The organism is Streptomyces sp. NBC_00557, from assembly GCF_036345995.1.
GTDB lineage: Bacteria > Actinomycetota > Actinomycetes > Streptomycetales > Streptomycetaceae > Streptomyces.
The window spans coordinates 7,915,057-7,927,824 of record NZ_CP107796.1 but is presented as its reverse complement, the minus strand read 5'-3'; the positions used below and the strand labels follow the sequence as shown (position 1 = coordinate 7,927,824).

The window sequence follows — 12,768 nt, the reverse complement described above, 5'->3', positions numbered from 1 at the left end:
GAGCGTGGTGCCCTGAGCGGAAGGAGCGCCCATGGGCCACTCACACCACCACCATCACCACCACTGCGGCGTGGACCACCACCGAGGTGAGTACACCGAGCAGCAACGGGCCGACCTGGAACTCGTCCTGGCCTTCAACCGCAGGCTGTCGCACGCCATCGACGACTGCCGTGACGTGTCGGCGGTGGAGGCGCTCCTCGACCCCGACCCCATGCGCTACATGTGGGTGGACGAGGGCGCGGGCAGGCTCCCGGAGTTCATACGCACCGCGGATGCCGCTCTGCGGGAGGCGCCCCGGCTGCCCGGGCACCGCCGGGCCGAGAGCCACGCCGTCGGCGGTTGCGGAGCCGCGGCCCGCCCGGCAGTGGCGGTCGCGGCGGACGGGCGGGTGCTGCACACGTGGGTGGAGTGGGAGAAGGACGCCGGCGAGCGGGTGTTCGCCACTGTGACGGACGGTCCCACCGGCAAGGCCGATGCGGTGGCGCTGACCGGTGAGCCCGCGGACTGTTTCCGGCCGACGGCGCTGTTCGACGCCGCGGGCCGCCCCTGGGTCTGCTTCGCGCGGGCCGACGACGGGGCCGTGAGCGTGTGGGCGCGCCGGTACGAGGGCGGGCGATGGCTGCCCGAGGAGCTGGTGAGCACCACCGAGCACCCTTCGTTCAACCAGGAGGCGGTCGCACACGCCGACGGCAGCGTCGAGGTGTGCTGGCAGGGGCGGACCGGCGGCCGGTTCGGCATCCACGCGCGCCGCTGGAAGGACGGGGTCTGGTCCGCGACCCGGCTGGTCAGCGACGGCTCGGCGGCGAACGTGTGGGATCCGTCGACGGCCGCCCTGCCCGGCGGAGGCACGGTCTACGCCTGGACCGAGTACCACAACGGCTCGTACCGGATCGTCGTACGGCGCACGCACGCCGACGGCACGCTCTCGGATATCCGCCCGATCAGCTCCGGCAGCGACTACGCCCTGCACCCGTCGGTGGCGGTCACGGCCGACGGCGCCGTGTGGTGCGCCTTCGACGTCATCACCGTGCACGGCCACGGCGGTTCGGGGCCGACCCGGCTGCGGGCCACGGCCGAACTGTCCCAGCCGTACAAGCCGGAGGGCATGCGGGAGAGCGGCGACTCGGTCCCGCCCGAGCTGCTGCCCGAGATCGCCGCGTCGCTCCGCGTCGTGCGCGTCGAGGAGGACGGCGTGGCCGAGGCCGAGGGCGAACTCGCCGCTGCGCTGGACGTGGTCCCCGGCGGCCTGCCGCGGCTGGCCGCGGACGCCCGGGGCGGGCTCACCGTCGCCTACCGCATCCACCGCCGCCTGCCCCTGATGACGTACTACTGGGAGGTCGCCACCCAGACCCTGGGGCCGGACGGCTGGTCGGCGCCGACGACGTACGCGGAAAGCGACGGCACCCTGGAGGAGGTCGCCCTCGCCCCGCTGCCCGACGGCGCGCTGGTCTCCTGGCAGACGGACGGCCGCAAGGAACGCGGCCTGACCTGGACCGAGGGCTTCGGCGGACGCGAGTGCCCCTTCCTCCTCGAGCACCACGGTGATGTCATCTGGCACAGCATGCACGGCAGCGGCGCCGTCCGCAGCGCCGTGGTGCCGGGCAGCGGCGGCCCGGCGCGGGCGCCGCACCGGCTTCCCGTCGTGCACAGCGCCCGGCGACGCGAGGCGCGCACCTGGGTCGCCGCCGAGCGCGACCGTTACCACACGACCGTCGGCGACCGGCAACTCTCCCTGTACTGGGGTGACTTGCACCGCCACTCGCTGATCAGCCGCTGCACCTCCGGCGACGAACCCTCGCTGGAGGACTTCTACCGCTACTCCTGGGACATCTGCGAGTACGACTTCTGGGCGGTCACCGACCATTCCGAGAACAGCAGCGACTACCAGTGGTGGAACATCCAGAAGATCGCCGACCTGTTCCGCATCGACGACCGCTTCATCCCGCTGTACGGCTTCGAGTGGACGGGCATGACCGGGCACCAGAACGTCATCTTCGGCTCGGTCCGACGCGGGGCGCCCATCTACTCCTCGTACGCCGAAGGCTCCGCCACGCCCTCAGAACTGTGGAGCAGGCTGCGCGAACACCCGGACTTCCCGGCCATCACGATCCCCCACCACCCCGGCTCGGCGATGGTCCCCTTCGACTGGGACTACCACGACCCCGAAGCCATGCGCCTGGTCGAGGTGTTCCAGGCGTGCCGGGGCAACTACGAGGCCGACGGCTGCTTCCGCCAGTACTCCGACGGGACCCTGCCCGGCACCTTCGTCGCGGACGGCCTGCGCCGCGGCTACCGCTACGGCCTGATCGCCTCCTCCGACCACGGACACGGCGCCAGTTACGTGGGCGCCTTCGCGGAACGCCTCGACCGCCGGTCGGTCTTCGAGGCCCTGCACGCACGCCGGGTGTTCGCCGCCACCACCCGCGACATCCTCGTCGACTTCCGCATCGGCGGCACCTTCATGGGCGGCGAGCTGAGCACGGACGGGCCCGTCGAGCTGGAGGCGTACGTCCGCGGATACGGAGAGATCGCCCGCGTCGACGTCGTACGCGAGGGTGAGACGGTGCACGTCGTCACGCCGGACCTGGGACTGCCGGACGGGTGGAACGCCGTGCCTCTGCGGCTGGAGTGGGGCCGCGGGCACGCCACCACCGACTGGAGCGGCAGCCTCGCCGTCGAGGGCGGCCGGGTGCTGCAAACCCCCTACTGGAGCCCGGAGATCACCGAGGCGGGCGAGCAGTGGGTCAGCTGGTCGGCGCAGACCAAGAGCTTCGGCGAACCCTATGGCGCGCAGCGCGGTGGCATCGAGATCACCCTGACGGGACCGGACGACGCCGTCGTACGCGTGAAGACCGCGCACGGCGAATCGGCCACCACGCTCGGCGAGTTGCGTGACGGGGTGGTCGAGGTGCCGGTCGAGGTGGACGGCCGCTTCCACCTGCAGCCGGGCGTGGGCGGACTGACCGGCCTGGGCGGCAGCGAGCACCGGCTGCGCTGGACGGACCGCCCCGAAGGCCCCACCTGGTACTACGTCCGCGTCTACCAGACGGACGGCGAGATGGCCTGGTCGTCGCCGATCTGGGTCGCCCCGCTGTCCTGACGGCTCTTCAAGCGGGCGCCCCTGACCAGGCGCCACGGCCCCGTTTCTTCCCCCTCCCCCGCCCTCCGTCCCCAGGGAACAGCCATGCACCTCACCGCCATCGACGAAGCACCCATGAGCCGCTTCCACCGCAAACTCGCCGTGGCCTGCAGCGGAGGCCCCCTCCTCGACGGCTACCTCCTGTCGATCATCGGCATCGCCCTCTCCGGCATCGGCGCCGACCTCGGACTCGGCAGCACCGAGACCGCGATGATCGGCGTGGCCGCACTGGTCGGCATGTTCTTCGGCGGGCTGATCATCGGCCCGGTGACCGACCGGGTGGGGCGCCGGGTCATGTACGTCATCGACCTGGCCGTGCTGCTCACCGCCTCCGCGGCCTGCGCCTTCGTCACCTCGGCGTGGCAGCTCATCGCCCTGAGACTGATCGTCGGATTCGCGATCGGCGCCGACTATCCCATCGCCACCTCCCTGCTCACCGAGTGGGTGCCCAAACAGCAGCGGGCACGGATGATGGGCGTCCTGATCATCGCCTGGTACGCGGGCGCCGCGGGCGCGTACTTCGTCGGCTACGCGCTCGCCCAGACCGCCGGCCACGGCGCCTGGCGATGGATGCTCGCCAGCGCGGCCCTCGTGTCCGCGGCCGTCATCGCCCTGCGCCACGGCACCCCGGAGTCCCCGCGCTGGCTGGTCGCCAAGGGACGCCCGGAAGAGGCCAGCGCCCTCATCGCCCGGGTGCTGGATGTCCGGGTCTCCCCCGAGGACCTGGTGGCCGCCCACTCCTCCACCGCTCGCCGGGGCAGCGTCGCGGAGCTGTTCCGCGGCGTCTACATGCGCCGTACGGCGTTCTGCGCCCTCTTCTACACCTGCGCGGTGATCCCCTTGTGGGCGCTGTACATCTTCGGGCCCACCATCCTGGGCGCCTTCGGCCTCGGCAGCGGCAACCTCAGCAACCTCGGCTCCGCCCTGATCACCCTTCTCTTCCTGGTCGGCACCCTGCCTGCCATGCGCGCGCTGGAAACCGTCGGCCGCCGCCGGATGATCACCTGGTCCTTCGCGGCGATGGTGCCCCCGCTGCTGATCCTGGGGCTCTGGCCGGCGGCACCGGTGGCCGTCGTCATCCTCTGCTTCTGCCTGTACGGCCTCTTCTCCGGTGCGCCGAACATCCTCGAATGGGCCTATCCCAACGAGCTGTTCCCCACCTCCATCCGCGCCTCCGCCGTGGGCATGGCCGTCGCACTCAGCCGCTTCGGAGCCGCGGCGGGAACCTATCTGGTCCCGGTTTCCCTGACCCACCTCGGCACCGCGACGACCATGTGGATCGGCGCCGCGATCACCGCCGCGGGATGGCTGGTGTGCCTGGCCTGGGCCGAGGAGACGAGCAACCGCCCGCTGGAGGAGGCCGGAGGCGCCGTCGCCGGGGGAACGGCCGCCGCCCCGCGCCCCGGGAAGGCGGCGGTGCCCGGTGACCCCGCCCCACTCGCCGAATAGACCGGTGGGTCGCCTGGCCGGATCCCTCAGCGGGTCCGGCCAGGCTCCGTGCTGCTGCGACCGTCTCCCGTGCCACCGGGTCCGCCGGCTACCGCGGTCGGGCGGGCCTTCGCACACGCGCCGCGGCCCCGCCGCTCATTTCGGCAGGCAGGCCCCGGGAACGGAATGCGTCTCAGGCGGACACCCTGGCCGCGATCTCCGCTACGCAGTCCCTCAACTCAGAGGCCAGTGCGCGGAGTTGTCCGGCGCCGGTGAGGATGACGGTGGCCGCCAGGGAGACGGCCAGAGAGCGGCCGCGGTCGGGAGCGTCGGGGAGCGCGGCCGCGATCGAGCGGACGCCGATCTCGTTCTCCTCCTCGACCTCCGCCCAGCCTCGCTCCCGGACCTGCGCCAGTTCGGCGCGGAGCCGGTCGGGATCCGTGACGGTGCGGGGCGTCACCGCCGGGAGCGGACCGGACAGCAGGCGCTCGCGCGCCGACCTGCCCGATCTGCTCCCCCGGACGGACATCGTCGTGCTCGTACTGCCGGAGAACCCCGGCACGGTTGGCCTCTTCGGTGCCGGGGAACTCGCCGCACTGCCCGACGGGGCACTGGTCGTCAACATCGGGCGGGGCCGCACGCTGGACACCGAAGCCCTGCTCGCCGAGACGGCCGGCAAACGGCTCCGGGCCGCCCTCGACGTCGTCGACCCCGAACCGCTGCCCGCCGGCCACCCCCTGCGCCACACGCCCGGAGTCCTCGTGACGCCGCACGTCGGGGGCGGCTCCACGGCGTTCCGTCCGCGCGCCGAGCGCCTGATCGTCGAGCAGGTCCACCGCTTCGCCAGCGGACGTCCCCTGCTGAACCCGGTCAGCCGTGACTGAGCGGTCCTCCTTCCCCGCGCTCGCCGCGCGTGCCCGGCTGTCCGTGCCGCGCGTGAGGCCGCCGGCGACGCGCTGACGACGGCCTCGCCCGGCCTCCCTCCGCGGCCCCGTCGCGGAGGGAGGAGCCGGCCGGACGCGGCGGCGGTGACATGGTGTCCGGTGCCCGGCATGTGCGCACGGACCGCCGGAAGGGCCGCCGCCCACCGCGTGCGCGCCACCCGCTAGCATCCCTGGCCATGGCACGACGGGGGTGGCGGCTGGGTGCCGCGGCGGCGGTGACAGTGGTGGCGGCGTTCTGCGCCTCCGCCCCGGAAAATCCGGGGGTCGTGCGCACGGCCTCGGACCTCGGCCCCCTGCCGGCCGACCGCTACGCGTACACGCCGCAGGACTACCAGCGGTCCCAGCGAGCATCGGCCCTGCTGGTCCGGCGGTGCATGGCGGACCGCGGCCACCCGGACTTCCCGCTCGACCCCCGTTACCCCAGCGACCCCTTCGTCGCCGTCGCGGTCGGCACCGACTACGGCGTCCTCGATCTCGACGCGGCCCGCCGCTGGGGTTACGGCTGGGACCCCGCACGGCACATGGTCCCCCGGCCCGCCGGCCGCCGCATGACCGAGGCCGAGTACGCGGACTGGCCCGCCTGCAACGCCACGGCGGAGCGGCAGTTGATGCACGGCATAGACGTCAAGCGCGACTGGCTGTACGCGAGCCGGCGGGCCATCGAGGTCGACAAGGCGGTCAAGCGCGACCCGCGCCTGCGCGCGGCCTGGAACCAGTGGTCCCGCTGTGTGGCAGCACAGGGATTCCCCCGCTACCCGGACCCCGTCGCCGCGTACACGGACCACGCCTGGCGGCGGGACGACAGCGGCAACACCCGGCACACACAGCGGGAGCGGGCCACCGCCGTCGCGGACGTCACCTGCAAGCGCCGCCACCGCACGGCCGAGATCTGGCACGCCGTACAGGCCCGGGAGCAGGCGGCGGACATCGCCCGCCACCGCGGCCGTTACACCGCCGGGCTCCGGGCACTGCGGACGTATCGGGCCAACGTCGCGGAAGTGCTGCGGAAGCTCGGCTAGTTGCCGCGACGGCGCCCAGCCCGCTCCGTGTCACCGGCCGTCCAGCACCTTGTCGAGGGTGAGCGTCGCGTCGATGAGGGCGAGATGCGTGAACGCCTGCGGGAAGTTGCCCAGCTGGCGTCCAGTCAGGTCGATCTCTTCCGAGTACAGGCCCAGATGGTTGGCGTACCCCAGCATCTTCTCGAACACCAGCCGGGCCTTGTCCGTCCGTCCCGCGCGGGCGAGGGCGTCCACGTACAGGAACGTGCACAGGGAGAAGGTGCCCTCCGAGCCACGCAGTCCGTCGGGCGAGGCCTCCGGGTTGTAGCGGTAGACGAGGCTGTCGCTGACCAGTTCCCGCTCGATGGCGTCCAGGGTCGATGACCATATCGGGTCCTCGGGGCTGAGGAACCCGACCGTCGCCATGCGCAGCAGCGAGGAGTCCAGTACGTCACTGCCGTAGTGCTGGACGAAGGCCTCCCGTTTCTCGCTCCAGCCCTTTTCCATGACCTGTTCGTAGACGGCGTCCCGCTCGGTCTGCCACCGTCCTGCCGCCGACGGCCAGCCCTTCGCCTCGGCGAGGCGCAGAGCCCGGTCGAAGGCCACCCAGGACATCACCCGGCCGTAAGTGAAGTCCTGGGGCCCGCCCCGCGTCTCCCAGATGCCTTCCTCCGCCTGGTCCCAGTGGTCGGCGAGCCAGTCCAGGTTCGCCCGCATCGCGGTCCACCCCCGGTACCCGACCTGGAATCCGTGCTGTTGCGCGAAGAACATGCTGTCCAGCGCCTCGCCGTAGATGTCCAGTTGGAGCTGTGTCGCGGCTCCGTTGCCGATGCGTACCGGCGCGGAGCCCGCATAGCCCTGCCAGTGGCCGAGGATCTGCTCGTCCAGTTCCGACGAGCCGTCCACTCTGTACATGATGTTGAGCGGTCCTGTGCTCCCGCTGCTGCCGGCCTGCTCCTTGACCCGGTCGGTCAGCCAGACGATGAACGCCCCTGCCTCCTGGGTGAAGCCCAGTCCCAGCAGGGCGTACACCGAGAAGGAGGCGTCACGGATCCAGGTGAAGCGGTAGTCCCAGTTGCGTTCGCCGCCCAGTTGCTCCGGGAGAGCCGTCGTCGGAGCGGCCACCACGGCGCCGCTGGGCGCGAAGGTCATGAGCTTCAGTGTGATCGCGGAACGCTCCACCATCTCGCGCCAGCGTCCGGTGTAGCGCGACTGCGCCAGCCAGGATCTCCAGAACGTCACGGTTTCGTCGAAGAGCCGATGGTACGTGTCCTGGCGGACCTCGTCGGGTGGCCCCTCGGCGCCCATCTCCAGGATCAGCCCGCGCTGCTGACCGGCGTGCAGCGTCAGCGACAGGTTCAGGTCGGCGCCCTGGTCCGTGAGAACGTCGAGGAGCCGCTGGTCCTCCGGTTCACAGATGGGGTGCACGGTGAGCTCCGTGCCGTCGTCCGCGGCGAAGACCGCTCCGTTCTGGGTGAGGTGCAAGTCGTGCTTCCTCCGGCCGTAGTCGAACCGCGGAGCGATCTCCACCTGGAACGCCATGGTGCCGCGCACACACCGGATCAGACGCACCAGCCGGTGGCAGGTGGTGACGTTCGTACCGGTCACGGGCATGAAGTCGACGACTTCGCCGGCACCCGCCTCGGTCATGAACCGGGTCACCAGCACCGCCGTGTCGGGCAGGTACAACTGCTTGGTCGCATAGCTCTGTTGCCCCGGCCGTACCGTGCAGTGCCCGCCGTTGTCCTTGTCCAGCAGCGCCCCGAAGACACTCGGCGAGTCGAAGCGCGGGGAGCAGAACCAGTCGACCACGCCGTCGGTGCTGACGAGCGCCGCGGTCTGCAGGTCGCCGATGAGACCGTGGTTTTCGATGAGTGGGTAGCCGTTCATCGCGGCCCCCGTCGGTGTGAGATTCACCCGAATACCCCTTGATCAGCCTGATCTGTAGGTTGCGCTGCCGCTCGTCGGCCCCGTGCCCGCGCTGTGCGCCGGCAGCCGGCAGATCACGCCGGGCGGCCGAGAGCCGGCCCACCGCACCGGTCACCTCAGAGGAGGTGGTCGTCCTCGTCGGTGGTCTTGCGGTTCCGGTTGGCCATCTCTTCCCAGAAGGCGTCCAACTCCTTGACGGGGATGCTCACCCAAGGCGCGGTGCGACGGCTGACGGCCGGCAGATGCCAGCGGAAGCGGCTGTGCAGAAGCGCCTGTTGCTGCCGGCAGAACAGCTCCGCCATCTCCGTCTGCGCCTTTCCGGCCTGCGGAGGGTAGGGACACAGACGGAACTCGCACGGGGACACGCACGTGGTGCGGGCGCCATCCCTCTCGGCCCGGCCGACACTGCGTTCCGGGTGAAGCCGGCTGCGGTCGTGGGTGAGACAGTACGGGAGGTCGTTCCTGTTCGCGCGTTTCAGACGTTCCTCGATGTCGTCCGGGGTTTCGTCGCCCTCGGTGAGATTGAGCATCACCAGTACGTCGGCGAGAAGGCGTTGTGCCCACGGGTGCAGGATGCTCCAGCCGACGGACGGGGCGATCCACAGGTTGTGCTTGCGGTAGCGCTCCGGGTCAGCCGGGGTGGAACCGACGTTGTCCGTGGTCTCGTTCTCGTCGATCCAGATGAACCGCTCGGGGTGTCCCGTCTCGAGGGCCAGGGTCATCAGGTCGCCGGCCTCGGCGACGAACGGGTGGAGGACCCTTTGGGCATGACGTTCCTGCGGGTCGCCGACGGGGGGTTCGGTCTCGTGCGCACTGCCCGCCATCGCGAGCCAACGGGAGACCGACCTCATCGGCTCCATGGGGCCGTCGGACGCCATGTCGCCGTCCGCCGTGACGCTCGTGGGCGGTGGTGCGGGCCGGTGGCCCTGCCCGTTCGCCGCGCCCACTCCGCCGTTGTGTCCAAGCGTGTCGGGGAGCTCCCACAGGCACAGTGCCTGCATCAGACTCAGCTGCGCGTACCAGTAGCGACTGCGGGTGAGCATCTTCTCCGCCTGCTGCACCAGATACGCCCGGGTCTCCTGGTAGGCGTCCGGGTGCCGTCTTCTGCGGTTCGCCGCGTTCTTGAAGCCCTGCGCCAAGGCGTTCTCCAGAGAGAACGGCATGGGCGGGGTCCGCCGGCCGGCCTGCACGGTCAGGTTGTCCAACCACAGGCTCAGCCGCTCCTTGGCCTCGTCACGGTACTTCTCGGAGACCGACCCGACGATCATGGGAACGAGCCAGGCCCGCAGGGCGAAGTGGCGCCACCATGTGATGCGGCTCCGCTCGTATTCCTCCACGATCCGGTCGTGCTTCCGCTGTCTCCTTTCCTCCGCCTCCAGGTCGGCAGCAGGGTTCGCATCCACTTCTTTGAGCCAAGCAGTGTATTCGCGGTCGAGCTCCTCCTTCGCTTCGCGAATTTTTTCCAGGTACTGCAATATCGGGTCGGTGCCGAGCGGGAATTCCGTGCGCAGGACCTGGAAGGCCGCATCGCCACCGGCGGCTATTTGGTGTGCGATCGCGATCCGCACCGGACGCGAAGACTCATGCGCACCGATGTCGAAGAGGCGCTTGTAGGGCAGCGCATGGTTGCCCTTGCCGCGGCGGTTCCGCTCACGCAGTGCGGCTCCGAAGCGCCGGACCAACCGCAGTTTCGCGTCCTCAATGGTCCGCTGATCGCCTCTGATGTCGAGGCTCGGCCACTGCTCTTCCAGATCACGGGCCAGCTTGTCCTGTATGGGATCCGGATCGACACAGTCGATCTCCAGGGCAGCGGCGTACAGGTCGAAGTACTTCGCGTCGTGCCGGCCCTCTGCGGCGTCGCTCAGCAGCTCGGAGAGTCTCGGCGTTCCGTGGCTGTTCCGGGTGCGGGCGGCGGTGGCCGGCCGGGTGGCGCGGGGATCCGCCTGCTGACGTGAGAGGAGCACCAGGGCGATGAGCAGTTCCCGGGACGGCCCCGGGCTGTTCAGAGCCGGTTTGACGACCGCGGCGATCTCGTCGTCCTTCATCTCCCTCAGCAGGCGATATCCCAGATAGGCCTGGAGGATGCTGTGCGGGAACCGAACCTTGTTCTTGCAGCCGTAGACCAGTCCGAGGAGCTGCCCATTGGCGGTGTATCTCGCCAATTCGGTACGACACTCGACGGGGTAGTTCAGGGTGTCGAGCCACGGCAGTGAACCGATTTTTCGGTGCAACACGCCCCATATCGCGTCACGCTGCTTCGGGGAAATGGTGAGGTGCACTCCGTGTCGCTGAGGATCCAGAGGCGACTCCTCCTCCATTTCCTGAGATTCCCTGCGCTCGCAAAGATCATACAAGTGCGCGCTGATGAATTCATCGAACGTCACCTCGATACTGTCCTGCAACAGTCCGAGGCAGGCCAGGGCCGACACGACCCACATCGTTTCCTGGCGTTCATTGCGGTCCATCACCAGACGGTCGAATATGCGTCCGTCTTCGATGGCCTGTCGATAGGTGTTCAGAAGCTCGAGTCTGAGAGTGGAGCAGTCGTTGCTGCGTGTGTCCAGGCAACCATCTTCCTCGCGCAGGGTCAGGTGCTCCAGGAGACCGCATTGCTGCAGCAGACGGGCGATGCGCAGGTAGATCGGCGAGTCCGTGACCTGGGCGGTCTCCACCACCCAGTCCAGTCGGCGCTCGTCCGAGTCACCGGGTTCGCGTATCAGGTACTCCAGGGCCGCTTCCTCGCTCAACGGTTCGAGGTTGGCGATCGCGGCCCGGGTGCCCTCGAGCGGCGCGTGCGGGCGCGAGGCGATGACCAGGGGGAGCTTTTGCCGATCCGCGCGCTCTATCGCCCGGCGGATGATGTTGTCGCGGTCCTCCTGGTACTTCTCGTCCAGAAGCGCCTCCTCGAGACCGTCGGCGATGACGACGGCCTTGTCGTCGAGCCTCAACTGCCGCCACGTCTTGTCGATGTTGCTGCCGGCGAGTACCCCTTGATCTGCCTCTTCCTCGAAACGACGCCGTGCTATCTCCTCGAAGTCGAGTTCGCCGTCGCCTTTCACATGGCGCAGACTGATGGGCACCGGAACGGCGGACTGTTGTGCCAGCATGCGGGTGAGTTCGACCAGAACCGCCGTCTTGCCGACACCCACACCGCCGACGAGCAGATAAGGCTTCCGTGTTTTCCGGCTGCGGAGGGTCTGCGCCATCACCTGCGACAGTTCCCGGCGCCCCACGATCCTGTTGACGAGGGTGCCGGCCGTGGGGACCAGTTCATGAGGACGCGTGCGCGCCTTGTCGACGAGCGGCTTCTTGGTCTTGTGATACCAGTAGAGAAGGAAAAAGGCCAGTAGCAGGGAGCCCGTCAGAACAGGGCCTACGACGTGGTTGACGGCGTCGAACCAGAGGGAGTCGAGGTACTTGTGCAGCTTGGTATCATTATCCGGCCCATACCTGTAGAAATCATAAAGGGCCAGTCCTATCCAAGCGAAAAGCAGAACAGTCCCCAGGAAAGCGTACATGTAAAGCCAGGGACCCATTGAAAAGTTCCAGGAGCGCCAATTCCGGTTGGGGACGATGCTCCTGCGCGCCTCCCTTTCAGTCCTGATCTTGCGCCATTTTCTGCCCACCGCCCGTGAGGTCCGGGACGACCACCGTCTCGGGTACAGCGTGTACCAGGGGGCACTGTGTGGCCGTGCCTTGCCTTCCGGATGACGGATGACCTTGGTGGACATGAGGTCCGTTCCCTCCGCGCGGCCCATTGCTGACGGGACGTCCGGCGGACGTCGAGTGGTGGCGCGCATAGAGATCAGCGGATTGTGCTCGTGGTGCCGCGCATCGCATGTGCGCCCCGGCTCCACGCTGCAACTAGGCGATATCCCCGCCCCGCGTCGATGGCATCGGCCTCGCGAACACCAGCTTGCACGTATGCCTTCATGTCCATCAAAGCACTCGTGGAGTGGAGCGCAACACGGCCGCCCGGCCTGGCCGGAGGTCGGTTCCCGCGCAGCCCGGGCGCGGGTGCGGAGACCCACTGCAGGCCGGTAGTTGAGCTGTGGACTTCCGGGCGGGCTCTCATCGTCCACGGGCCTCCGCGCGTCGGTTCGTACCGGCCTCCGGGGTACGGTGGCCTGCCCGCGGCGCTTCGACATCACCAGAGCCCACAGAGCCCGCGGAAGTCCGGTCACCCATGCCGCGCTGATCAGGTGGGTGCTCGACCGCCGCTCAGGTCCCCTCGGGGAAGGGAGCCTGAGAAGCGGTCAGCCGCACAGCCGTCGCACAGGCCCGCTCTGCCCGGCGGGAACCCTGCCACCGCCAAAGTCACCTCGCGGCT

At 69.6% G+C, this 12,768-nt stretch carries 7 protein-coding genes; 4 read left to right on the top strand and 3 right to left on the bottom strand.

The annotated features are described in order from the left end of the window. Nucleotides 1-31: 31 nt before the first annotated feature. The gene (locus tag OG956_RS35275) at nt 32-3,100 is read left to right on the top strand and encodes a DUF3604 domain-containing protein (RefSeq protein ID WP_330342086.1); all 3,069 of its coding nucleotides are present in this window, start codon (nt 32-34) and stop codon (nt 3,098-3,100) included. An 84-nt stretch (nt 3,101-3,184) separates the two neighbouring features. After that, nucleotides 3,185-4,588 (top strand): MFS transporter, encoded by a 1,404-nt coding sequence (locus OG956_RS35270; protein WP_330342085.1) that lies wholly within the window; start codon nt 3,185-3,187, stop codon nt 4,586-4,588. A 172-nt stretch (nt 4,589-4,760) separates the two neighbouring features. On the opposite strand, the gene OG956_RS35265 is transcribed toward OG956_RS35270, so the two are convergent. Next, nucleotides 4,761-5,027 (bottom strand): IclR family transcriptional regulator domain-containing protein, encoded by a 267-nt coding sequence (locus tag OG956_RS35265; RefSeq protein ID WP_330342084.1) that lies wholly within the window; start codon nt 5,025-5,027, stop codon nt 4,761-4,763. Here OG956_RS35265 and OG956_RS35260 point away from each other — a divergent pair. Both OG956_RS35260 and OG956_RS35255 read left to right on the top strand, forming a co-directional pair. After that, complete coding sequence (locus OG956_RS35260; protein ID WP_443065636.1) at nt 5,008-5,451, top strand: NAD(P)-dependent oxidoreductase; 444 nt, start codon at nt 5,008-5,010, stop codon at nt 5,449-5,451. The genes OG956_RS35265 and OG956_RS35260 overlap by 20 nt on opposite strands. 236 nt (nt 5,452-5,687) lie before the next feature. After that, entirely contained in the window at nt 5,688-6,530 is an 843-nt protein-coding gene (locus OG956_RS35255) for a hypothetical protein (RefSeq protein ID WP_330342083.1), read from the top strand. Nucleotides 6,531-6,560: 30 nt separating this feature from the next. On the opposite strand, the gene OG956_RS35250 is transcribed toward OG956_RS35255, so the two are convergent. Beyond that, nucleotides 6,561-8,399 carry a glycoside hydrolase family 15 protein gene (locus tag OG956_RS35250; RefSeq protein WP_330342082.1) on the bottom strand — a complete coding sequence of 613 codons (1,839 nt, stop codon included), beginning with the start codon at nt 8,397-8,399 and terminating at the stop codon, nt 6,561-6,563. 155 nt (nt 8,400-8,554) lie between these two features. Next, nucleotides 8,555-12,169 (bottom strand): ATP-binding protein, encoded by a 3,615-nt coding sequence (locus OG956_RS35245; RefSeq protein ID WP_330342081.1) that lies wholly within the window; start codon nt 12,167-12,169, stop codon nt 8,555-8,557. Nucleotides 12,170-12,768 lie beyond the last annotated feature (599 nt).

What these genes read in the sequence shown, in the direction of transcription:
- OG956_RS35250 (WP_330342082.1), bottom strand. Translation starts at nt 8,399, where the DNA reads ATGAACGGCTACCCACTCATCGAAAACCACGGTCTCATCGGCGACCTG.
- OG956_RS35270 (WP_330342085.1), top strand. Translation starts at nt 3,185, where the DNA reads ATGCACCTCACCGCCATCGACGAAGCACCCATGAGCCGCTTCCACCGC.
- OG956_RS35245 (WP_330342081.1), bottom strand. Translation starts at nt 12,169, where the DNA reads ATGTCCACCAAGGTCATCCGTCATCCGGAAGGCAAGGCACGGCCACAC.
- OG956_RS35255 (WP_330342083.1), top strand. Translation starts at nt 5,688, where the DNA reads ATGGCACGACGGGGGTGGCGGCTGGGTGCCGCGGCGGCGGTGACAGTG.
- OG956_RS35275 (WP_330342086.1), top strand. Translation starts at nt 32, where the DNA reads ATGGGCCACTCACACCACCACCATCACCACCACTGCGGCGTGGACCAC.